Raw genomic sequence first — 21285 nt, 5'->3', positions numbered from 1 at the left:
CCCGATCTTCCCTTCCGCGTCGATCGTCCCCGTCCCCGCCACCTTTATTCCGCCGGTCAGATCGCCATCCGTCAGCAGGTCGTAGATTTGCAGGGCGAACATAAGGCCGGCCGAAGGCCCGCCGATGCCTTCCGCCGCGATCGTCACCTTGTTTCCGGCCTGCAGCGGTTCGATGCGGCGAAGCTCCGTCAATCCGACGCCGCCGAGCGCGGCCGCCAAAGCTTCCGGTTCCGCCTCGCCGCCCGCTCCCGCCGCAAGCCGCACCTTCACCTGCGTGCGGACGCCGGCCCGCTCGACGGAAAAGACGACGCTGTCGCCGGCCTGCCGGTCGGACAGCGCAGCCGCCAGCGCCGCGGCGCTCCGCACCGCATCCCCGTCCGCGCTCCAGATGATGTCGCCGGCGCGCAAAGCGGCGTCCGGATCGCGGCTGTCGGTTACGACAAGCCGCTCCGGCACGATATCGTACGCGACGCCCGCAGTCCGGTATGCGGCTTCGATGGCCGCGGTCTGGGACCCCTGCATCGCAAACCGCAGCTTCTCGGCGAATTCCTCCATCGATTGGCCGCCGAGCACATCTTTCTTCCGGTACAATTCGCGGTCGCCGCTCCATGCCGAGCGGAACGCCGACCAGAAGCTGTCGACGCTGCTCATTTTGACCGTCGTCAAATAAAACGTTCCTTTCCCCGGCTCGTCTCCGCTCTCCACGCTTACGATCGGCTCGAGCGGCGCCGCCAGCCCCGGCTCGTAGACGACGAACGGCGTCGGCACGGCGATCAGCAGCCACAGCGCCGCGGCGGCGAGCAGCGCGACAAGCCCGAGCCTTCGCGCCGTCCCGCTCATAACCGACCTCCCTCCCATCGATTCGTATTCGCGAATTGCATCTGTGCTCTCCCCCCTCAAGCGCAGCGAGGTCTACCGTTCGGCTGTCCGTCGTATACATGTACTGATTGTCCGACTTTGCCGCAAAGGAGACACGTCATGGTCCGAACGATCCTGCTCGCTTGCACGTCTCTTTTTTCGTCGCTTCCATCGTCCGTCAGCCGGACGAAGCGTTTCAGGCATCGCTGCAAGGATTGTCCATATGGTGGAACCTCGTATTTCCGGGCCTGCTGCCTTTTCTCGTGCTCGCCGAGCTGATGGCCGCCTACGGGGTCGTGCAGGCGCTCGGCGTGCTGCTCGAGCCTGCCATGCGGCGGCTGTTTCGCCTGCCCGGCGAAGCCGGCTTTGCCGTTGCCGCCGGCTGGACGATGGGCAGTCCGGCCGGCGCAGAAGCGACGGCGGCGCTCAGGCGCCGGGCGGCGCTGTCCCGCGACGAAGGCGAACGGCTGCTGGCGCTCTCCCATATGCCAAACCCGGTATTTATGCTTGTCGTGGTCGGCGCCGGCTTCCTGCGCCGGCCGGAGCTCGGACTGGCCGCGCCGCGGCCGTATGGGGCACCGCCCTGGCGCTGGCGTTCGCGGCGGCGCATGTGCGCGGTTCGCGCCGGAAGCAGGCCGGCCCCGCCGCTGCGGAGACGGCCGCCATCGCCGGCCGGCCGCGGACGGAAAACCGCCGCGGCGGCGGAACGGCCGGAATTCCGGGCCGGCGTTCCGCTCCGCGGCGGCTGCTTGGCCGCGCCGCGCGCGCGATGGCCGACAGCCGGCGCGCGGACGGCAGAAGCTTCGGGCAGGCGCTGGGAGACGCGGTAACGGGCAGCGTGCAGAAGCTGATGGCCGTCGGCGGACTGATCATCGTCTGCGCCGTGGCCGTTCGGATGCTGCAGGATGCGTTCCCCGCGGCGTGGCCGTTCGCCCTTCCGGCACTGCTGGAAGGCCATATCGGCGCCTATGCCGCCGCTTCCTGGGACGGGCCCGGCGGCACGGCGTGGACCGTCGCCCTGCTGGCCGCCACGCTCGCCTGGGGCGGATTCGGCGCCATTCTGCAGGCGTCCGTTTCGCTTGCGAAAAGCGGCTTGCGGCTTTGGCCGCTCGTTGCCGCCCGTCTCGTCCATGCCGCCGCCGCATTCGCCGCCGTCATGCTGCTGTGGCGTCCGGCGGCCGCCGTCTGGACGCTCGCCGGCTTCGGCGAAATCGCGGCCTTCGCAAGCGGGACGGCCGCCATCCCCGCGGCGGTCCGGGCCGGCGATCTGCCTTCCGTCTGGCCCTTCGTGCCGATGCTTGTGGCGCTATGCGGTCTGGCGCTCGGGCTGCTCGCCCTCTGCTCGTGGCCCGCGTCGCGCTCGCGCGGCCGCTAGCGGCCATGCGCATGAACCGCCTGCCGCCGCCTCGCGAAACGATGCGGCATTTTTACGATACGAGTATAGAAATGGTTGTTTGCGATTCAATCGGAATATTTTTGCGCCAGCGCGCGTTCGACCTCCGGCGGCACCAGCTCGTGAATGGGGCCGTTGAACTTGGCGATCTCCTTCACCATGCTGGAGCTCAAATACGAATATTTGGGGTTGGTCATCATAAAGATCGTTTCAATTTCCCCGTCCAGCTGATGGTTCAACGACGCCATCTGCAGCTCGTACTCGAAATCGGTAACCGAACGGATGCCCCGGACGATGACCTGCGCCTGCCGCGAGCGCATGAAGCGCACGAGCAGATCGCGGAAGCCGTCGATCGTCACGTTGGGCAAATCGCGCGTCACCTCGGCAAGCAGCTGCTTGCGCTCCTCTATCGTAAACAGCGGATTTTTGCTCGTATTGTTCAGTACCGCCACGATGAGGCGATCGAATTGCTTCGCCGCCCGCCGGATAATATCGAGATGGCCGTATGTGACCGGGTCGAAACTGCCCGGATATACGGCGATTCGCTGGGACTGCTGCTGTTCATTCGGTTGCATGTTCGCGTCCTCCCCGCGCGCCCCGGTCCGCCCGGTACGTATAGATCGTAACCGCCGTTTCCCCGTAGCGCGAATGCTTCTGTTGAATAAATGGTCCTGCCTGTTCCGGATATGTATGCGCGGAATCGTGCTCGACGACGATCGATGCGCCATCCTCAAGCAGTCCGAGCTTGTCCATCTCCCCCATAACCTTGTCCATATCGGTCATCCGGTATGGCGGATCCAGAAATACGAGACGAAACTCCAGGCCGCGCTTTCCGAGCGCTTTGATCGCACGGTCCGCGTCGTTGCGGTAAATTTCGGCCCGGTCCGCCATGCCGGCCGCCTCCACGTTGCGGCGGACGACATCGACGCTCTGCCGATCGCGATCGACGAACACCGCCCGCTCCGCTCCCCGGCTGAGCGCTTCGATGCCGAGACCGCCGGTGCCGGCGAACAGGTCGAGCGCCCAACCGCCGTCAAAATACGGGCCGATCATGCTGAAGATCGCTTCCTTCACCTTATCCGTCGTCGGCCTTGTATTCATGCCGGGCACCGCCCGAAGCGGCCGCCCTTTCGCCGTTCCCGCGATGACTCTCACGTTGAGCTTTTTCCCCTTTCATCGGCGATTTCGCTTCTGCTATCGTACCACACTTTTCCCGGCTCGCGAAAGCCGGGGCATGCGCATTTCCCCGCTCCCGAACCGGACGAACGGGCAGCGGCAGCCGGCCTGTCCCCAGTCATGGCGCGTCGCCCGGCCGCCTATATATAAACGAAGGAATGCGCCCGAACGGCTTCCTTTCGGATCCGAACGGCGGCGGCAACGGCGCATACGGGAGGAGTGGTGGCGATGGATTGGGGGACACGTCTGTTTCGTTCGATGCTGCTCGGACTGGCAGGCAACCGGCTGGCGGAATCGTTGTCCAACCGGTACGGAATGAAGCTCGGAGCGGGGCGGTTCGTAGCCGGCGAAACGCTGGAGGAAGCGCTGGAGAAAATCAAGGCGCTCAATGCCAAAGGGATCGCGGTGACGGTCGATCATCTCGGGGAGAGCGTCCGCGACCCGGCGGAAGCGGACAATTATCGGAACGAATATTTGCGGCTTGTCGACGCGATCGCCCGGGAAGGCGTGACCGGCAACGTCTCGCTCAAGCCGACGCAGATGGGGCTTTCGCTCGATCGCGGCGCGTGTCTGGGACGGATCCGCGCGATTGCCGAAGCGGCAAGCCGGCACGGCATGTTCGTCCGCCTCGATATGGAGAACAGTCCGTATACCGCGGCAACGATCGATCTCGTACGCGCTCTGCGGCGGGAAGGCTTGCCCAACGTCGGCACGGTCATCCAGGCCTATCTGTACCGGAGCGGGAAAGATGTCGTCGAGTTGACGGCCGAAGGTGTCAACCTGCGCCTCGTGAAAGGCGCTTACAAGGAACCGCCGCGCATCGCCTTCCCGAATCGCCGGGACGTCGACGCCAATTTCCGGCAGCTTATCGGGACGCGTCTCGACTCCGGCGTCTATACGGCGGTGGCGACGCATGACGCCGACATTATCGATTGGACGAAATGGTATGCGAAGCGGAAGCGGATACCGCGCGACCGCTTCGAATTTCAAATGCTGTACGGCATCCGCACGCCGCTGCAGGAAGAGCTCGCCCGGGAGGGCTACACCGTGCGCAGCTATGTGCCTTACGGCCGAATGTGGTACCCGTATTTCGTCCGCCGCCTGGCGGAGCGGCCCGCCAACGTCGGCTTTATCGTCCGAAATCTGCTCGCGCGCCGCTGATACGAGCGATGTCTGCCTCCTGTCTTTGGCCGAACGATCGCGCGAACATGAAATTTTTAAACATTTTTGGGGATGCCGCGTATAAAAAAAACCTTTCCGGTTCATCATGTAATTAGCGGCGTCGAAAGATGCCGTAGACAACCGCGGAGAAGACTTACGTTTCCCCATAAGCTCTTCGTCCGGTTTCTCCTCTCCCATGAAAGGGCGTCCCGAAAGGGGCGCCCGAATTTTTTGCTTATTCGCTTGATTTTACTGATACTTACAGTGTACCGGCAATTTCGACTTAGGCCGCGGGGTTACGAATTTAATTAACCTGGAGGGGATGCTTGAGAGATGATTGATGGGATGTGCCATTACAATAACTTACCGATGATTAATAAGAACGGCGGGTTAGTGAATTTTCTTGGTTGAGGGCAAGGATATTCTCCCCTCCCATTTCAGTCAATAAGAATGGTTTAGACTAAGGTCTATAGCTGAAAAAGCATGTATGAACTTGGCGTTAAAGTAAATTTCAACGTTACGGACGAAGCCCCGCAAGCCGCTAAGGCCGCGAGGCTTCGTCTTATTGAACAGGCCGGCCGGAAGCCGCCGTCAGCCGTCCGCCCCTTCCAGCCCGTAAAACCGCCGGCCGTTGCGCAGCAGCGCCGCCGCCGTCTCTTCGGCCGAAAGCCCTTTGATCGCGGCGATATGCCGGACAACGTCCGCCGTCATCTCCGGACGGGTCTTGCGGCCGGCCATCGACCCCTCGAACGGCCACGGGCCGTCCGTCTCGGTCATGATCAGTTCGAGCGGATATCGCCGGACAAGCTCCCGAATGTCGGGCTCGTATTCGACGTCCGGCGTAACCGATATATAGAAGCGCCGGGCGGCCAGAAGGGCGATCGTTTCGTCCGAACCCTTGAACCAGTGGAAATGGGCGCGGCGGACGCCGTGCCGTTCCAGCAGCGCGCACGCCTTGTCCGCATCCTCGTATACCGCATGCAGCGCGATGGGGCGATCCAGCTCGGCGGCGAGCGCCGCGAACCGGTCGAGCAGCCGGATATACGGCGCTTCGTCGAACCGCCTGCCGCCTCCTTCCGCTTCGGTGCGCGTGTAATAGGGCAGCCCCACCTCGCCGATCGCGAACGGCTCCCCGGCGTTATGCCGGGCGCGAATCCAGGCGAACAGCCGCTCTTCCGTCTCCGCATCCGGCAGCGGCTGCTCGGGATGCCAGCCGTAAGCCGGATGAACCCGTCCCGGATAACGGCGCGCCAGTTCCGCGTTGCGCATGCAGGAAGCAAGATCCATCGACACCGCGACGACATGGGCGACGCCGTGTGCAAATGCGCGTTCGAGCAGCGGACCGCGCTCGTCTTCGTCGTACAGGTCGACGTGCAGATGGGCGTCCATCCAGACGAGCGGCCGCTCCGCCACGCCCGGTACGCCCGACGCCCCCGCCGTTTCCGGCTTTTCGGGCTTTTTCGGCGAAGCCGCGGCCACGCCCGCCTCCGGCGTCCCCGGTCTCGCCTCCGCTCCCGCCGCTTGCGGCTTGCCCGACGCTCCCGCTTTCTCCTCGTATGCCTTGACGCTCATCGCGCTCCCTCCCCGACTTCTCCGTACGCTTGCAGCCGTTCGTAAATGTCCTGCTTGATCGCATTGAATTCCGGCGACGTCCACAACGCTTCATCCCGCGGACGCGGAAACGGCACCTTCCGCTCGTAAATCACGGCGGCCGGCGAAGGCGACAGCACCAGCACGCGGTCGGACAGGAGCAGCGCCTCCTCGATGCTGTGCGTGACGAACAGCACCGCGCGGCGGTTTTGCTCCCAGATCGACAGCAGCCAGCGCTGCATTTTAAGCCGCGTCAGCGCATCGAGCGCGCCGAAGGGCTCGTCCAGACACATGAGCGGCTGCGGCGCCAGCAGCGCCCGCAGAAACGATACGCGCTGCTGCATGCCGCCCGACAACAGATGCGGATACGTTTCGGCATAATCGCCAAGGCCGATGCGCGCGAGCCATTCCCGCGATTGCGTCCGCGCCTCCCGCCGGGGCACGCCGGCGATTTCGAGCGCCAGCTCGACGTTGGCCGCGACCGTCCGCCAGGGCATGAGCGACGCTTGCTGGGGCATGTACGCGATAAGCCCCCGCCGTCCGTTCGCCGGTCTGCCGCCGATGCGGATATCCCCGGCGTCAGGCCGCTCGAGTCCGCCGATCAGCCGGAACAGCGTCGTCTTCCCGCTGCCCGACGGGCCGATCAGCGAGACGAATTCGCCCTCGTTCACCGTCAGCGATACGCCGCCCAGCACTTCGCGGGACGTTTTTCCCCGGCCAAAGCTTTTGCGCAGACCGGCGATTTCGAGCGCCGGCACAGCATCCTTCATTTCGGCCGCCCCCCTTCGTCTCCGCCAGCCGGACGCCAGCGGATGAACAGCCGCTCCGCAGCGGCAGCGGCAGCGAACAGCGCGAGGCTCATCGCCACGACGAGCGCCACGGCCGCGAACACCCGCGCCGGCTGAAAGCCTTTGGACGACAGCAGCATGAAATAGCCGAGTCCTTTCTCCGCCCCGATCCACTCCGCGATGACGCCGCTCATCACGCTGTAGGTGGCGGCGATTTTCAGCCCCGAAAACAGATACGGCATCGCATTCGGCAGCTCCAGCTTCCACAGCATCTCCCGCTTGTTCGCGCCGATCATGCGCATATATTCGGCCAGATGCGGATCGCTTTGCGCAAGGCCCGTCAGCATCGCCACGCATACCGGGAAAAAGCAGACGAGCGCCACGAGCAGCACCTTGGGAAGCAGCGTAAAGCCGAACCAGATCAGAAACAGCGGGCCGATGACGATAATCGGGATATTTTGCGACAGGACGAGCAGCGGATAGAGCGCCGCCTTGACGCCTGGCAGCAGATGCAGCAAGGCGGCGAGCGCAAGGCCCGCCGCCGTTCCCGCAGCGAAGCCGATCAGCGTCAGCTGCGCCGTTGCCGCCGCGTGCTCCAGCAGCCGCGGTGCGATCGCCAGCGCCTCCCGCGCAATGGCGAGCGGCGACGGCAGCAGCCACGGCTCGATCAGCCCGAGATCGGAGACGAGCTGCCAAGCGGCCAGACCGAGCAGCGACAGCGCGGCCGGCGGCCAGATGACACGCAGCGTTCCTTTATTTCCCATCGGGATATTTCTCCAACAGCCGGTCCATCGAGGCGCCGGACGGATTGTAATAGATCTTGACCTGCGAGATGACGGACGGACAACCGAGCTCCGCCATCGCCTCGCTCATTCGTTCGACAATGCCGAGCAGCTCGCCGAGTTCCCCTTCCATCGTCGTCTCCAGCGGGCCGACCCGGTACGGCACCCCGGACGCCTTGATGATGTCGATCGCCCGGTCGACGTACGGATAGACGCTTTCCCCTCCCGGCGTCGTCGGCAATATTTGGATGCTTACCAGCGCATTCGCCATCGGTTGCTCTCCCCTTCACCTGAAAATATGAACAGCCGCGGGCAGCGGCGCGGGACCAACGAGCCCGTGCGCGCCGCTGAACCGCGGCGGTCAGCCCGGCAGGAAGTCGTTCGTGAACGCCTTCTCCGCTTCGAGCTCCTTCTCCAGCAGCTTATGTTCGTACATCCACTCGGCATACTTTTGCCAAACTTCGAGCTTCTGTTCGCCCCAGCGGGGAGCATCGTCGCGATACTTCGGACTGAGCCACGTCTGGCTGGCGCGAACGAGCTCCGCGTTGAGATCCGGTTCGGCGGCGATCAGCACTTCGGCCGCTTCCTCCGGATTGTCGATCGCGAATTCGTATCCTTTCGCCGCGCCCGCCAGGAAAGCCTTGACAAGCTCCGGCTTTTCCGCGATCAGCGACTCGCTCGTCGTCAGCACCGGCGTATAGTAGTCCAGCTTGTCGCTATAGTCCGCGACATAGAGGATGTCCAGCTTCTCGCCGCGCAGCTCCGCTTCGATTCCCGTCCAGGCATAGAAAATCCAGGCGAAATCGATGTCCCGCTTCACGGCCGTAAAGAAATCGGCGTTGCCGATGTTAACGATATCGACCTTGCTGACGTCCGCGCCCTGCTCCTCCATAATCGAGGCCAGCATCGCTTCTTCCACCGGCGAACCCCAGCCGCCGTACTTTTTGCCTTCGAAATCTTTCGGCTCCTTGATATTTTTGTCGGCGGGAGCGGCAAAGCCCGACGTGTTGTGCTGGATGACCGCCGCGATCGACACGATCGGCACCCCTTGCACGCGCGCCAACGTCACGCTCTCCTGATAGCTCACGCCGAATTCGGCCGTCCCTTTCGCCACCATCGCGTCCGCGCCCGCTTCGCCCGGCTGTACGATTTCCACATCGAGCCCCTGCTCCTTGAAGAAGCCTTTGTCCCGCGCCACATAGAGCCCCGTATGGTTCGTATTCGGCGTCCAGTCGAGCACAAGCTGCACTTTCGTCAGCTCCTTCTCCTGCGGCTCCCCCTCTCCCGTCTGCGCTTCCGGATCTTTGGCGCCTCCGGACGAGCCGCACGCGGACAGCAGCAGCGCGAGCGCGATGGCCGCGATCCCCCATTTTCGGCTGAAGCGTCTGTCTGTTTTCATGATGATTTCTCCCCTTCTTTTACCGGTCCTAACGACCTGTCATCCGTTCACGCAATCGCACAGTCCGAAGGCCGAAACGGAACCCGTGCGCTAGCCCGTTCAATAAAAAAACGCCCTCCGTCTGGAGGCGTCCGAATGCCGTACGCGTGCGTCCGCACGAGCAACCCCGGCTTACGCGCGGCAACGCGCAATCAATAAATCAGTTCCTACGCTGGCATTATCCAGATCAGGTATACGGGTCGGGATTTGTTGCGCACGCAAGCGGAATCCCCTCTCAGCCGGCCTCTCCAGCTCCCCGGTGCTATGCGGTTGTGAACAGCTGATTTCTATTATAGCAGAAGGCGGCAAAAAAGCTACCGCGATTTCCCCGACCCTATGCTTCGAATCCAGGCCAGCACGTCGGCGCAGTACGGCTCATCTTTGTAATACTCCATAAAAATATCTCTGCGATTCCCCATACCGGCCGCCAGCCGAGCCGCGACCTCGCTTTCGCGCTGTCCAGCTGCAGCATATGCGCCTCATGCGGTCCCGCGTCGACGGCGGCCGCGGCGCTCACGGGCGCCAGCGTTCCGAGCCTGGCGCACAGCCTTTCGGCTAGCTCGATACGACTCCTTCGGCAGGCTGGTATGGACTGTTTCCAAGGAACAAAGGATTGTTTTTCATCTTGTCCCGCATAATCCGGCATTTGTCCGCGAGGCATTCGCACAAGCATTAATTCCCAGTGCCCGTATACTATTGTAAGTCCAACCGAAAGGAGAGAACCAGATGTACTGTCGACCTTTTTGTCCGGACGCCGCCGTTTACGATCCGCCGCGCCGAATATACCGCGATATTTGTCACCCGCAGCGCGTCCATGTCATTCATCCGATTGAAATCGTAAACCGTCACCACTGTATCCCGGTTTATCATCACCGCTACGTTTATTCCGTGCGCGACCAAGTTGGACCTTACGGTCCGGTCGGCGGCACGCAGGGGGTCCGGGGAGCGCAAGACATACGCCGCTCGCGCGGATTCCACAAATCCTACGGTTCGAAAAACTGAGGTAGCGGTTGCCGTTCGCGTACACTTTCGCGTTGCGAAAAGGGCGGTTCGCTGTCCCTTTCTGAGTGGGCTATTTCGGTTCAAAGGCCCGCCCGGCATATGCCGGGCGGGCCTTTTCTCCGCCCGCTTCCGCCTTTTGGCGTTATTTTTTACCACTTGCATAGCGAACGTTTGTTCGTTATATAATAATGAATGCCCAGTACCTCATAGTCAGGGGGAACCGGAATGCCGCAATCTCCTTTGCCAACGGAAGAGGAGCTGCTTCTGGTCAAAGAGTCCCTGATCATTCCGGTCATGCTCGATGTGCTGGAGCGGGACATTGCCGCCGTCGGTTCCGGCGGCTTTACGTTTCCTTCCCTTTATGCAGCCGTCCTGCGCCGGATTCAGGAAGGGGTGATCCGAAGACAACATGAGCTGAACGGCGAATTGAAATCCCGCAGCATCCAAGTATACGGGACGCGCCGCACCCGGTTTTCGCTGTCGGCCCGGTACCGGTGCCGGGGCTACGAGCACCGCATGGTGCTGCTCTGGGATCTGATCCGGGCGGAAATGGAAATCGGACTGGCGGACCGTCTGAACATCCAGATTGAAGGCGGAGATTGACAAATGAACAGCAGCGAGAAGCGCGTCATTTTCCTTGCGGACTGCCAATCTTTCTACGCATCGGTTGAGAAAGCGGCCGCTCCCTGGTACCGCGATCAACCGCTCGTCGTAGCCGGGGATCCCGAACGGCGGAGCGGCATCGTGCTCGCCGCCTGCCCGCTGGCGAAGAAGTTCGGCATTGTAACGGGGGAAGCGTTGGGCCAGGCGCTGGCCAAATGTCCGGATTTGGTCGTGCGCCGGCCGAGGATGGAAACGTACATTCGCGCTTCCATGCAAATTACGAACATTTTGGAGTCGTATTCCGATCTGGTGGAGCCGTTTAGCATCGACGAGCAGTTTATCGACGTTTCGGCCAGCCTGGCTCATTTTCAATGCACCCCGCTCGAGCTCGCCCGGCATATCCAGATACGGGTGCGCAACGAAACGGGCATTTATACCCGCATAGGGATCGGCGAAAACAAGATATTGGCCAAAATGGCCTGCGACAATTTCGCCAAAAAGAACGAAACGGGCGTGTTTCAATTAACCCGCGACAATATGGAAGAGCTTTGGGCCCGCCCGACGGACTGCCTGTTCGGCGTCGGCACCCGCACGATGAACCATCTGCGGCAGATCGGGATCGACACGATCGGCAAGCTCGCCCGCACGCCGCTGCCCGAGCTGAAGCGGAAAATGAAAACGTATATGAAGAAGCAGTGCGATATATGGAGCGAAGTGATGTGGCGGACGGCGAACGGCTACGACGATTCGCCCGTAACGCCCGACGCCTTCGACCGGCAGAAAGGGATCGGCCGCCAGACGACGCTGCCGTACGATTACCAAAATCCGGACGATATCAACGTCGTCCTTTTGGGTATCAACATTAAAATATGTGTGCATAAAACTCAAAAGCCTTTAATCGCTTGGAAAAACAGTGTTTTTCGGGCAGTTTAATATCGAGCATAAATAAATATTGAGCATAATTCTGTCTATTTATGCTCAATTTTGCGGGAAGGTGTCGAATGAGGAGTTAGGCGGGAGGCTGATTGTATGACACAAGCGCCCTTGGAGACTGAAGGAGACCTCCAATTGGTCAAAGAATACATTTTACTCCCTATTCTTTTGGATGTGTTGGAAAGGGATATTAAAGCATTAGGGACAGTAAAGCTAAAGATGGACGTTGTATATGTAAAAGCCTTAAGATCTGCGCAAGATCTAATCACTGCAGACGTTACGTTGCTTCGAAAAAAATGCGCGGCAGAGGAATAAAAGTGTATGAGCAGCGGCGCACCGAGTTGTGCATCGAGGCCCGTTATTTGTGCAGGGGGTATCAACATAGGTTCACTATGCTTTGGGGTTTGGTGAAAGCGGAGCTTTACAAATACTTAAGTAAATATCTGAACGTCGACTTAAGGAGTAGCCTATGAAAAGCGATAACAAAGGTCGAATCGTGATGTTGGCCGATTGTCAGTCATTTTACGCAAGTGTTGAAAAAGCCGCCCACCCTGAGTACGCAGATCAACCTGTCGTTGTTGCAGGAGATCCGGCCCGTCGATCCGGAATTATCCTTGCCGCGTGTCCCCTTGCCAAGCAACATGGTATTACTACCGCAGAACGGCTAGGAGAGGCACTTGCAAAATGTCCCGATCTAGTGGTCATTCGCCCACGCATGGAGGAATACATCAAGGTATCCTTGCAAATTACGGAAATTTATCAATCTTACACTGACTTGGTAGAACCGTACAGCATAGATGAACAGCATTTGGATGTCACGGGAAGTTTACGGCTTTTTGGCGACCCCCATGAGATTGCTAAGAGTATTCAGGATAAAGTCATGAAAGAAACGGGAGTTCGTGTACGCATTGGAATTAGTGAAAATAAAGTGCTCTCCAAAATGGCATGCGATAATTTTGCTAAACGAAATCCGTCAGGCATTTTCCACTTGCCTGTGGAAGATCTGCAAGAAGTGCTTTGGCCGTTGCCGATTCATCAGATGTTTATGGTGGGCTCCCGGATGTGCCGGCATTTAACGAGCATGGGGATATATACAATTGGCCAGTTGGCTCAGACTCCTCTGGCAAAATTAAGATCCAAGTGGGGAGTGAATGGTGAAGTTCTGTGGCTCATTGCCAACGGTAAAGATAATTCCCCGGTAACTCCAGGTTCACACGATTTGCAAAAAGCAATCGGCCATCAGATGACCCTTCCATTCGATTATCGGGAGTTTGACGACATCATGGTTCCCCTGCTTGAACTCTCGGAGTTAGTATGTCAACGAACCCGAATGAAAGGCTATATGGGCTCGGTGGTCTCGGTAGGTTGTCAGGGAGCAGATTTTGATCACCCTTCTGGCTTCTACAGACAAATGAAATTGCCCGACCCAACGAATCTCACGGATGAGGTTTTCCATGCAGCGAAAAAACTATTTAAACGACATTGGGATGGGTTGCCCATTCGAAAAATCGGGGTTACTCTAAGTCAATTGGTAAGCGATCAAGAATATCAGCTTACTTTATTCAATGACCGCGAGGCAAAGTTAGCGTTGGAAAGAACCACTGACCGAATTAAAGAGAAATACGGAAGTACCGCGATTATGAGGGCCTCTTCTTTAAAAGCTTCGGGCCAAGCGCGGGATCGAGCGCAAAAATTGGAGGACATTATAAATGAGTAAAAAACTGCAAGGAAACGGTCTATTCGAATCGTCCAGAATGATGCTTCCGGAACACAAGGAGGCTTACATCCTGCACCAGCAGAACTTGCGAAAGAATCCGCCGCCACAATTAGATGATCAAGAAATGGAACGGATATCCATGCTCATTGCTGAATCAATGCAGCTCAGGAAAGAGGTAATTTTAGTATTATTCGGTGAATTTAATGTAACGGAAATAACAGGAGTCGTGACAAAAATTGATCTACAACAAAAAACATCAAATTCACCCATGGCAATGATTTTCGCTGGATAAAGGTATCGGACATTATTGACGGTATGTGGAAATGATTTGTAATAAGGAAAACTTGAAGAGCTATCCTTAAAAGTCATCGCAGATGGCTTCCGGTATAGCTCTTTTTTACTGAAATATGCAAAGATCTGAAAGGAGCCAATAGATACAGAGGAATTAATTACTGGTGATAGAGGGAAATAAAGTCTTAGACTGACTACCGGCGTTAAGCTAAATAATTTAATGGCCTATTAATCTCCTTGAAGTCCAAAATGTATTGACAAGAGAATCTAAAACAGTTTACGTTTCTCTTAATATAGAAAATGGAGGAAACCCTATGGCCGGTAACAAAGTAATTAACCAGCATACCGTATCCCAAAGCTATCTTCGCTTTTTGCGAACAAGGCCGAACAGATTTACGTATTTGACAAGCTACAGAAAAAAACCTTTCCAACTCATATCCGTAACGTCGCAAGCGGCAGATATTTTTACGATTTTCCCGAAGGACTTCCGCCAGATGAAGAAGGGGAACTTCCGGATCAAATTGTGGAGAAGTTCTTCGCCGAGATTGAAGGGGAATACCCAAAGAAGATCAATAAAATCATCGCCACGTATCACATGGCACATCCAGATAAAGTATACAGTATGCCCGCATTTTCTCTTGAGGATAAAATGGAGATAACAGGGCTTATCACCCTGCAAATCTTACGGACGAAAGAGTTTAGGGCAGGGCTTGTAGAACTACATGAAAAATTCACCAAGTCACTGTTGGATCGTTTTATACAGGAAGATGAGTCCGAATTTGACCCAGATAGCTACGAATTAAAAATCAAGAACGAATTTTACTCGGTCCTGCAAGCGCAGCAACTCGCTAACCCAGAGTTTCTAGATAGTATGACGCAAACACTGATGAATCATATTTGGGTAGTTTTTGTAAATTTAACCGACTTGCCCATCTACACATCCGACACCCCGATTGTCAAACACGCCAATAAAGATGACAAATTCATCAGCTATGGCGGATACGCTTCGGAAGGAATTGAGATCCATTATCCGCTCAATAGTAAATTTGTATTAACCTTAATGGATCGCAGATATTTTAAGGACATGGAAGCATTAGAGAACTGCTTTTTACCATTGGATAATGTTGAGAACATAAAATACCTAAACGGCCTACAGATCAGCCATGCTTATCGCCAGGTATTCTGTGCAGAAGACAAATTTGATATGGCGTTCGATTATTGCAAACAGTACCCAGATGCTTGCGAAGAAGCTAAAAACCGTGTAAGTGTTCATGCATTCGGACGCAAGTATTAAAAGAAAGCTACCTTTTTTGGCCTAAAATAGAAAGGTTATTCAGTGGGTGGCTCGGCTCCATTTATTAATTGAAGTATCGAGGAACGTTAGTTCAACAAAACGGTAGCAGTGTAGGTCTTTATTTTCTAGTCCATGGCTGTTGCTGTTCTTACTTCAAGGGTCAGTCTAATACTTATTCTTCTGGAACTGACAGATTTGTAATTCGTAAAGCAGCGATTGATCAATCTCTTCGGTCTAATACTTTATTTTCCGGTATCAACTGGATCTCGATCCTGAATATTTTAGAACCAGCGAAGTTGATACTACCCGCAAAGTAGATATATATAGGGAATCATTTTCTGCTCTTCGAGGACTCCGCCTTGGCTTCGTCGTTCCGAAGGCTGATGATCGCCAAACAAAAAAGCGTGCCATAACGCTGCACGCCTTTTCTGTAATTTTAGCAACCTTCGGCAAGAAACTTTTCGACACGCGACTTAATCGCGTCCCGAACCGCTCGAAATTGGCTCATGATTTCTTCCTCGGTGCCGGTTGCCTTGGCTGGATCATCGAAGCCCCAATGCCATTTCACGACGTTTTTATTCGAAATCACCGGACAATGTTCGTCTGCATGGCCACATAACGTAATCACATAGTCAGCCCGATTCAAAATCTCCGGATCGATAACATCCGATGTATGACCGCTAATATCGACGCCAGCTTCCTTCATCACCTGGACGGCACGCGGATTCAGCCCATGTGCCTCCAACCCGGCGCTTTTTACTTCGTACCGATCATTACCGAGCGCCTTCAACCAACCATCCGCCATTTGGCTGCGGCAAGAGTTTCCCGTACAAAGAAAATAAACGAGTTTTTTGTTATCTGACATGATGATTCCTCCTGTTTATGTTAAGCTGCTTCCTTCGAAAAATACTTTCGCTGAAATCGGAGCGCGACGTTGACCAAGGCAATCATCACAGGGACTTCTACAAGAGGTCCGATCACGGCCGCAAATGCAGCGCCGGAATGAATTCCAAAGACCCCAACGGCAACAGCGATTGCCAGCTCAAAGTTATTCCCCGAGGCGGTAAATGCCAGTGTAGAAGTCACCGGATAATCAGCTCCGGCTTTTTTGCCCATGAAGAACGAAATCAGGAACATAACGACAAAGTAAATCAATAGCGGAATCGCGATCCTCACGACATCCAAAGGCAATTGGATGATCATCTCGCCTTTCAGCGAGAACATGACGATAATCGTAAACAGCAATGCGATAAGTGTAATGGGACTGATTTTCGGAATAAAGACCGTTTTGTACCAGGATCGCCCTTTTGCCTTCACAAGCGAATAGCGCGTAATCATCCCGGCCAAAAACGGTATCCCTAAATAAATAAACACGCTCTTGGCGACTTCGGCCATCGTAATATCAACAACGACGCCCTCCAACCCGAACCATCCCGGCAAAATCGTAACAAAGATATAGGTGTAGACAGAGTAAAACAAAACTTGAAAGATCGAGTTGAAAGCAACGAGTCCCGCCGCGTACTCGGCATCCCCTCTGCACAAATCGTTCCAAACGATAACCATTGCAATACAACGGGCTAAACCGATCATAATCAGGCCGACCATATATTCCGGATAGCCTTGGAGAAAAATAATAGCCAAGAAAAACATTAAGATCGGGCCGATAAGCCAGTTTTGAATCAATGAAATGGTTAACACTTTGCCATTTCGAAAGACACGGCCGATTTCTTCGTATCGTACTTTCGCCAGCGGCGGATACATCATTAAAATGAGGCCAAGCGCAATCGGTATCGATGTGGTTCCAACTTGAAATTCATTCAAACCGGCGACAAAGTTAGGAAATACGTAACCCAAGCCAATTCCTATCGCCATCGCAACAAAAATCCATAACGTCAAATAGCGATCCAGAAATGAAAGTCGCTTTTTCTCTTGTTTACTCACTTGCTGTACACCCCCTTTACTCGCATATAACCGTTAGTCCTTGTTGCTCCAATTCCCGCAGCTCCTCGGATAGATCAGGCAAATGGGACAAAGCATAACGAATTTCCTCTAGCCGCTTTTCATTAATCGAATAGAACACCCATTGCCCCTTTCGCGTTTCGCGGACCAGTTCAGCCGTTTTCAGACGGCTTAGATGTTTAGAAATGGCTGGCTGAGAAATGTTAAAGATAGGAACCAGTTCACATACACAGCAATCGCGAATCCGGAGCAAAGAAAGGATTTTCAGCCTTGTCGGATCGGCAAGAGCTTTCAGAATATCCGCTATCTTTTCAAATTCCATTGTCATGATGATCACCTCACATGAAACCATATAACCATATTGTTATTTATGCATGATGAAAAGTCAATATTGAAATTTGTACGTCCTTTCACAGCTCATTTTCCGGATACAAGTAAATCAATACTTGCAAATTGCAATCAAATGTTTTATAACTGTTTCATGAGGTGAAGCACCGTGGAAAATGTACGTGAACTATTTCAAATCATGACTCGACGCTTTGGCTTTCTAAATAAAAACTGCTGTTCTGCCGGTGGCTGCGACATCTCCTTAATTCAAAGCCATATCCTTTACGAAATTGATCGCCAGCATAAGCCGTCCATCCAGCAAGTAGCAGAGGCATTAGGGACAGATATAACGACATTCAGCCGACAAGTCCAATCGTTAATCAAGATGAAATTAGTGAAGAAAACGCCCGATCCAGACGACCGGAGGGTAAATCTGCTTTCCCTAACGACGGAAGGCAAGTATGTTGCGGCGTCGATTGACCAACAAATGAACGACTATTTAAACGAAATCTTTTCGCACATGAACGATTTTGAAAAAGATACCGTCATTCGCTCGATCAAGCTATTAAACGAAGCGATGGCGAAATCCGGCCAATGCTGTTCAACCCCTTCTAGAGGGTGATCTTTTTCTATATTACTTGCATATTGCAAGTAATTTGAGGAGGAATTGGAATGTCAGCGATTTTCGATGCAATCGTTATCGGGGGTGGGCAAGCCGGTCTTGCTTCCGGATATTACTTGAAGAAGAACGAGCTGCAATTTTTGATCCTGGAAGCAAGCGAGCAGGCAACCGGTTCTTGGCCACATTATTACGATAGTCTGAAGCTGTTTTCGCCAGCTCGTTTATCATCATTGCCGGGCATGAAGATACCCGGAGTTGCAACCCACTACCCATTGCGAAACGAGGTGATCCTGTATCTAAAGGCGTATGCCCAGCATTTTGACTTGCCGATTCGCACCAACCAGAAGGTTATTGCCGTGGAGAAAAGCGATAACGGTTTTTCGATCCGAACGGCAGCTGGAGACGAATATCAGACGAGAACGATCATCAATGCGACAGGCTCCTTTCATAATCCCTATATGCCAGACATAAGCGGAAGGGAGGCCTTTCAAGGGGAAGTCCTCCACTCTTCATCGTATCGAAATCCGGATCGTTACCGGGGGCAACGAGTGGTGGTCGTCGGGCGCGGAAATTCTGCAGTTCAAATTGCGGTAGAGCTTGCCGACAGCAGCCATACATCGCTTGCCGTGCTTCGGCCTGTTCAGTTTACGAAAACAAAAGTACTCGGAATTGATCTGCATTTTGGATCAGAGCCGTCGGCTTCGATACCTTTCCATTCTGGCGATTTGGCAAAAAGCCTCCAAGTTCGAGCTCTGTTGCGGATTTGAACGATTACCGAGCAAGATTAAAGGCTGGGAAGCCGGATCAACGGTCCATGTTTACCTCCTTTTACTCCGAGGGCGTCGTGTGGCCAGACGGAACGGAAGAACCGGTACAAACCGTCATCTTTGCGACCGGGTATCGTCCCAATCTGACATACCTTCAGCCCATCGGGGCGCTTGATGCCGAAGGGAAACCGTTGCAGACAGCAGGAATCAGCCTTTCCGTTCCGGGACTGTATTATGTCGGTTTGGAAGGACAGCGTTCCTTTGCTTCCGCCACATTAAGGGGGGTGGGGCCGGACGCGAAATATGTTGTTCGCAAGCTACTGCGTTACCTGAAAAATCACCTTTAGGGAGGCTAGTTCCCATGAACTGAATTGGTTCGCCGCGGAATACCTTATGAAACAGGAGCAGCGTGAAATAGAGCGCTCGGCACGGGAAGCTTGGAAATGGCAAAATCCCACGGAGTTATCGAGCCGCTTCCTTCGGAGACGGCAACTCACGATAGCAAACAAAGCAGCTTGTTGTACCCCTAGCTGCTGCTGATTTGATAAAAAAGTTGAAGGAGAGATGATCCATGAACCAAGTAAAGAATGATCAAATTCGTCAAAATGTACGCAGTCGTTATAAGGAAATCGCCTTGCAAGAAGTGGAGCCGGGTTCGTGTTGCTCGCCAGCTTCAAGCTGCTGCGGAACGGCCAATGACGTTTCTTCGCAGTTGGGCTATTCAACCGAAGAATTAACGGCTGTTCCGGACGGTGCAAACCTTGGTCTTGGTTGCGGTAATCCGCAAGCCATTGCGGAGCTTAAGCCGGGTGAAGTGGTATTGGACCTAGGCAGCGGCGGCGGTTTCGATTGTTTTCTGGCGGCTCGGCAAGTCGGGGAAACCGGCTATGTGATCGGGGTCGATATGACGCCGGAAATGGTGAGCCGCGCGCGCAACAACGCCGCGAAAGGCGGGTTCACGAACACGGATTTTAGGCTGGGAGAAATCGAGCATTTGCCGGTCCCGGATCAAACGGTGGATGTTATCATTTCCAACTGCGTCATCAATCTTTCGCCGGATAAACAGCAAGTGTTTGATGAAGCATTCCGCGTTCTGCGCTCCGGCGGGCGTTTGGCCATTTCCGATGTCGTAACGACGGCAGAGCTTCCTGCGGAAATCAAAAACGACTTGGATGTTTTATATTCTGGGTGTATATCCGGGGCCTCGTCCGTTGACGAGCTGAAAACGATGCTTACGCAAAGTGGATTTAAGGATGTAGTGGTCGAGCCGAAAGAGGAATCCAGGGCGTTTATCAAAGATTGGGTTCCTGGATCGAAGGTAGAGGACTATATTGCCTCTGCCGTAATCAAAGCAATCAAACCGTAATGAATGTATAAACGTTCCACCTTTGAATAATCAAAGTGAATCGGTCAAAGCAGCTCTAGCAAACATGTCCGGAGCTGCTTTGTTCGTGCTCCCTGCATGCCTGATCATTCTATTTAAGGAAACACATCTAGGATCAATCAATTTCAATATCGATATAATGGCCACCTTTTCGTACATGCTCATGCATTCTTATATATTTTAAGGCATGCTGAATACCCTTTATTTTCCCTTGAAGAAAGAGATCATCAGGATCACGCTGAAGTTCCAAACCTAGTTCCAACAAGTATGATTCTAAATATTCTATAAGGTGAAAAATGATTGTTCTCCTTCCATATCTTTCAACCCCGATACTTATCTATTGCCCAACGTTCATTATATAGATTTTCAGCTTCTTCTATGGACATTTGATTCAGAAGCTGCTCAAACTCAAGAATGATCGCTGCTGCATCCATTGAATCAACATATCCAACTTTATCGAATGCAGCTATTAACGCACCTATCGCCAGTTTAATAGTAATCTGGTTGCTCAAAATATTAGTAAGAGCGTCTATAAACAATTCACTATTAGCAAACGCGGCTTTCTGGAGAAACGAATCATCATGCTTTAAAATGCCACATATGGATTCAAGATAATTTGTAAAGGTATCTCCACATGGGAGCTTTTGAATATGGCGATTTAAAATATCAGTTAAAAAAGCGACTTTCTCACCGTCATTTAATAATGACATGTTTATTCGCCCCCGTTACCTTAATATTTGGCAGTGTCCCGTCAAGTGGTGTAAAATGAATTTCTGCTGCATGACCCGGATTTACTTCTGCAAAAGCGTGGTGGATGTAAGAGGAAGTTGCTCCCATTTGACGATTTTCGCCATGGATTCGAGACTGAATAACGACGTGCGACGGTCCATTCATCTTGCTTCTCGATTAAGATGGCACCAATCAGTCGGATAACAGATTCCCATTTTGGAGAGATTCCTGTTGCGTCTGAACGTCGACGGATTTCGCGATTTAAACGCTCTAATGGGCTGAGCCTTTTGCATAATTTCGTTTTGAAGCCAGCTTCATAGGGAGTCCTCAACTAGCAGCAGTTAATTCCTGGCTTTAACGTTTAAAAATCCTGAAACCGTGATCCATCAAATCGAAATTGTGAGATAATAGAAGGAAATGAATGATTGATGGAGAAAAAGTAGGATAATAGCACTAGCGTTGCATCAAACA

General features: G+C 54.4%; 22 protein-coding genes, 4 pseudogenes and 1 riboswitch. Of the genes and pseudogenes, 13 read left to right on the top strand and 13 right to left on the bottom strand.

The window, feature by feature from the left end; all coding sequences use genetic code 11:
• Window positions 1-840, bottom strand: an 840-nt coding sequence (locus PACILC2_RS14835) for a PDZ domain-containing protein (protein ID WP_213529285.1), incomplete at its 3' end; no start/stop codon positions are given.
• A 161-nt stretch (window positions 841-1001) separates the two neighbouring features.
• Between PACILC2_RS14835 and PACILC2_RS14830 the strand changes: the two genes are divergently transcribed.
• Together PACILC2_RS14830 and PACILC2_RS14825 are read left to right on the top strand one after the other, a co-directional pair.
• A complete protein-coding gene (locus PACILC2_RS14830) occupies window positions 1002-1688 on the top strand; it encodes a nucleoside recognition domain-containing protein (protein WP_213529284.1) in 687 nt (228 codons plus the stop codon).
• Window positions 1628-2233: a hypothetical protein gene (locus tag PACILC2_RS14825; RefSeq protein WP_213529283.1), complete on the top strand. Its 606-nt coding sequence runs from the start codon at window positions 1628-1630 to the stop codon at window positions 2231-2233. Before PACILC2_RS14830 ends, PACILC2_RS14825 begins: the two co-directional genes overlap by 61 nt.
• 86 nt (window positions 2234-2319) lie before the next feature.
• Here the strand turns inward: PACILC2_RS14825 and coaD are convergent, their stop codons facing one another.
• On the bottom strand, window positions 2320-2826 hold the full coding sequence (gene coaD, locus PACILC2_RS14820; RefSeq protein ID WP_062492527.1) for a pantetheine-phosphate adenylyltransferase: 507 nt from the start codon (window positions 2824-2826) through the stop codon (window positions 2320-2322).
• Window positions 2813-3406, bottom strand: coding sequence for a 16S rRNA (guanine(966)-N(2))-methyltransferase RsmD (gene rsmD / locus PACILC2_RS14815; RefSeq protein ID WP_062492526.1), 594 nt, complete (start codon window positions 3404-3406; stop codon window positions 2813-2815). Before rsmD ends, coaD begins: the two co-directional genes overlap by 14 nt.
• Window positions 3407-3655: 249 nt before the next feature.
• Here rsmD and PACILC2_RS14810 point away from each other — a divergent pair, with 249 nt between their 5' ends.
• Window positions 3656-4588, top strand: coding sequence for a proline dehydrogenase family protein (locus PACILC2_RS14810; protein WP_213529282.1), 933 nt, complete (start codon window positions 3656-3658; stop codon window positions 4586-4588).
• Between the two features lie 591 nt (window positions 4589-5179).
• Here PACILC2_RS14810 and PACILC2_RS14805 read toward each other — a convergent pair.
• The 5 genes from PACILC2_RS14805 to PACILC2_RS14785 form a co-directional block, all read right to left on the bottom strand.
• Window positions 5180-6160, bottom strand: coding sequence for a TatD family hydrolase (locus tag PACILC2_RS14805; RefSeq protein WP_307860597.1), 981 nt, complete (start codon window positions 6158-6160; stop codon window positions 5180-5182).
• On the bottom strand, window positions 6157-6948 hold the full coding sequence (locus PACILC2_RS14800) for an ABC transporter ATP-binding protein (RefSeq protein ID WP_213529281.1): 792 nt from the start codon (window positions 6946-6948) through the stop codon (window positions 6157-6159). Before PACILC2_RS14800 ends, PACILC2_RS14805 begins: the two co-directional genes overlap by 4 nt.
• Complete coding sequence (locus tag PACILC2_RS14795) at window positions 6945-7730, bottom strand: ABC transporter permease (RefSeq protein ID WP_213529280.1); 786 nt, start codon at window positions 7728-7730, stop codon at window positions 6945-6947. The genes PACILC2_RS14800 and PACILC2_RS14795 overlap by 4 nt, the downstream gene beginning before the upstream one ends.
• Window positions 7720-8019: a thiamine-binding protein gene (locus PACILC2_RS14790; protein WP_062492522.1), complete on the bottom strand. Its 300-nt coding sequence runs from the start codon at window positions 8017-8019 to the stop codon at window positions 7720-7722. The genes PACILC2_RS14795 and PACILC2_RS14790 overlap by 11 nt, the downstream gene beginning before the upstream one ends.
• A 90-nt stretch (window positions 8020-8109) precedes the next feature.
• Complete coding sequence (locus PACILC2_RS14785; protein WP_213529279.1) at window positions 8110-9147, bottom strand: ABC transporter substrate-binding protein; 1038 nt, start codon at window positions 9145-9147, stop codon at window positions 8110-8112.
• A 186-nt stretch (window positions 9148-9333) separates the two neighbouring features.
• Window positions 9334-9455, bottom strand: a riboswitch (TPP riboswitch).
• A 457-nt stretch (window positions 9456-9912) separates the two neighbouring features.
• Here PACILC2_RS14785 and PACILC2_RS14780 point away from each other — a divergent pair.
• The 7 genes and pseudogenes from PACILC2_RS14780 to PACILC2_RS14750 all read left to right on the top strand — a co-directional run bounded on the left by PACILC2_RS14780 (window position 9913) and on the right by PACILC2_RS14750 (window position 15026).
• Window positions 9913-10188: a hypothetical protein gene (locus PACILC2_RS14780; RefSeq protein ID WP_213529278.1), complete on the top strand. Its 276-nt coding sequence runs from the start codon at window positions 9913-9915 to the stop codon at window positions 10186-10188.
• Between the two features lie 225 nt (window positions 10189-10413).
• Window positions 10414-10791, top strand: a complete 378-nt coding sequence (locus tag PACILC2_RS14775; RefSeq protein ID WP_213529277.1) for a YhjD family protein — start codon at window positions 10414-10416, stop codon at window positions 10789-10791.
• A 3-nt stretch (window positions 10792-10794) separates the two neighbouring features.
• The gene (locus PACILC2_RS14770) at window positions 10795-11724 is read left to right on the top strand and encodes a DNA polymerase IV (protein ID WP_213529276.1); all 930 of its coding nucleotides are present in this window, start codon (window positions 10795-10797) and stop codon (window positions 11722-11724) included.
• Window positions 11725-11820: 96 nt separating this feature from the next.
• A pseudogene (locus PACILC2_RS29885) lies at window positions 11821-12197 on the top strand (YhjD family protein).
• A pseudogene (locus PACILC2_RS14760) lies at window positions 12194-13437 on the top strand (DNA polymerase IV). The pseudogenes PACILC2_RS29885 and PACILC2_RS14760 overlap by 4 nt, the downstream one beginning before the upstream one ends.
• Complete coding sequence (locus PACILC2_RS14755) at window positions 13434-13733, top strand: YolD-like family protein (protein WP_244863526.1); 300 nt, start codon at window positions 13434-13436, stop codon at window positions 13731-13733. Before PACILC2_RS14760 ends, PACILC2_RS14755 begins: the two are co-directional and overlap by 4 nt.
• A 348-nt stretch (window positions 13734-14081) precedes the next feature.
• Entirely contained in the window at window positions 14082-15026 is a 945-nt protein-coding gene (locus PACILC2_RS14750) for a DUF4238 domain-containing protein (RefSeq protein WP_213529287.1), read from the top strand.
• 436 nt (window positions 15027-15462) lie between these two features.
• On the opposite strand, the gene arsC is transcribed toward PACILC2_RS14750, so the two are convergent.
• From arsC to PACILC2_RS14735, 3 genes are read right to left on the bottom strand one after another with little or no spacing between them, the layout of a single operon-like run.
• Window positions 15463-15891: an arsenate reductase (thioredoxin) gene (gene arsC, locus PACILC2_RS14745; protein WP_009225278.1), complete on the bottom strand. Its 429-nt coding sequence runs from the start codon at window positions 15889-15891 to the stop codon at window positions 15463-15465.
• Window positions 15892-15911: 20 nt separating this feature from the next.
• Window positions 15912-16967, bottom strand: a complete 1056-nt coding sequence (gene arsB / locus PACILC2_RS14740; protein ID WP_213529275.1) for an ACR3 family arsenite efflux transporter — start codon at window positions 16965-16967, stop codon at window positions 15912-15914.
• Window positions 16968-16983: 16 nt separating this feature from the next.
• The gene (locus PACILC2_RS14735) at window positions 16984-17307 is read right to left on the bottom strand and encodes an ArsR/SmtB family transcription factor (protein WP_213529286.1); all 324 of its coding nucleotides are present in this window, start codon (window positions 17305-17307) and stop codon (window positions 16984-16986) included.
• 174 nt (window positions 17308-17481) lie between these two features.
• Here PACILC2_RS14735 and PACILC2_RS14730 point away from each other — a divergent pair, with 174 nt between their 5' ends.
• The 3 genes and pseudogenes from PACILC2_RS14730 to PACILC2_RS14720 all read left to right on the top strand — a co-directional run bounded on the left by PACILC2_RS14730 (window position 17482) and on the right by PACILC2_RS14720 (window position 20067).
• On the top strand, window positions 17482-17934 hold the full coding sequence (locus PACILC2_RS14730) for a MarR family winged helix-turn-helix transcriptional regulator (RefSeq protein ID WP_213529274.1): 453 nt from the start codon (window positions 17482-17484) through the stop codon (window positions 17932-17934).
• Window positions 17935-17984: 50 nt separating this feature from the next.
• A pseudogene (locus PACILC2_RS14725) lies at window positions 17985-19048 on the top strand (NAD(P)-binding domain-containing protein).
• Between the two features lie 224 nt (window positions 19049-19272).
• A complete protein-coding gene (locus tag PACILC2_RS14720) occupies window positions 19273-20067 on the top strand; it encodes an arsenite methyltransferase (RefSeq protein WP_026326927.1) in 795 nt (264 codons plus the stop codon).
• Between the two features lie 338 nt (window positions 20068-20405).
• Here the strand turns inward: PACILC2_RS14720 and PACILC2_RS14715 are convergent, their stop codons facing one another.
• Both PACILC2_RS14715 and PACILC2_RS14710 read right to left on the bottom strand, forming a co-directional pair.
• A complete protein-coding gene (locus PACILC2_RS14715) occupies window positions 20406-20795 on the bottom strand; it encodes a hypothetical protein (protein WP_213529273.1) in 390 nt (129 codons plus the stop codon).
• An 81-nt stretch (window positions 20796-20876) separates the two neighbouring features.
• Window positions 20877-21088: pseudogene (locus PACILC2_RS14710) on the bottom strand (transposase); the annotation flags it as partial.
• Window positions 21089-21285: the final 197 nt, after the last annotated feature.

This window comes from Paenibacillus cisolokensis (assembly GCF_018403665.1).
In the GTDB taxonomy this organism is placed as follows: Bacteria; Bacillota; Bacilli; order Paenibacillales; family Paenibacillaceae; genus Paenibacillus_AH; species Paenibacillus_AH cisolokensis.
Note: the sequence above shows the minus strand (reverse complement) of the source record. Positions and strands in the feature narration are given on the sequence as shown.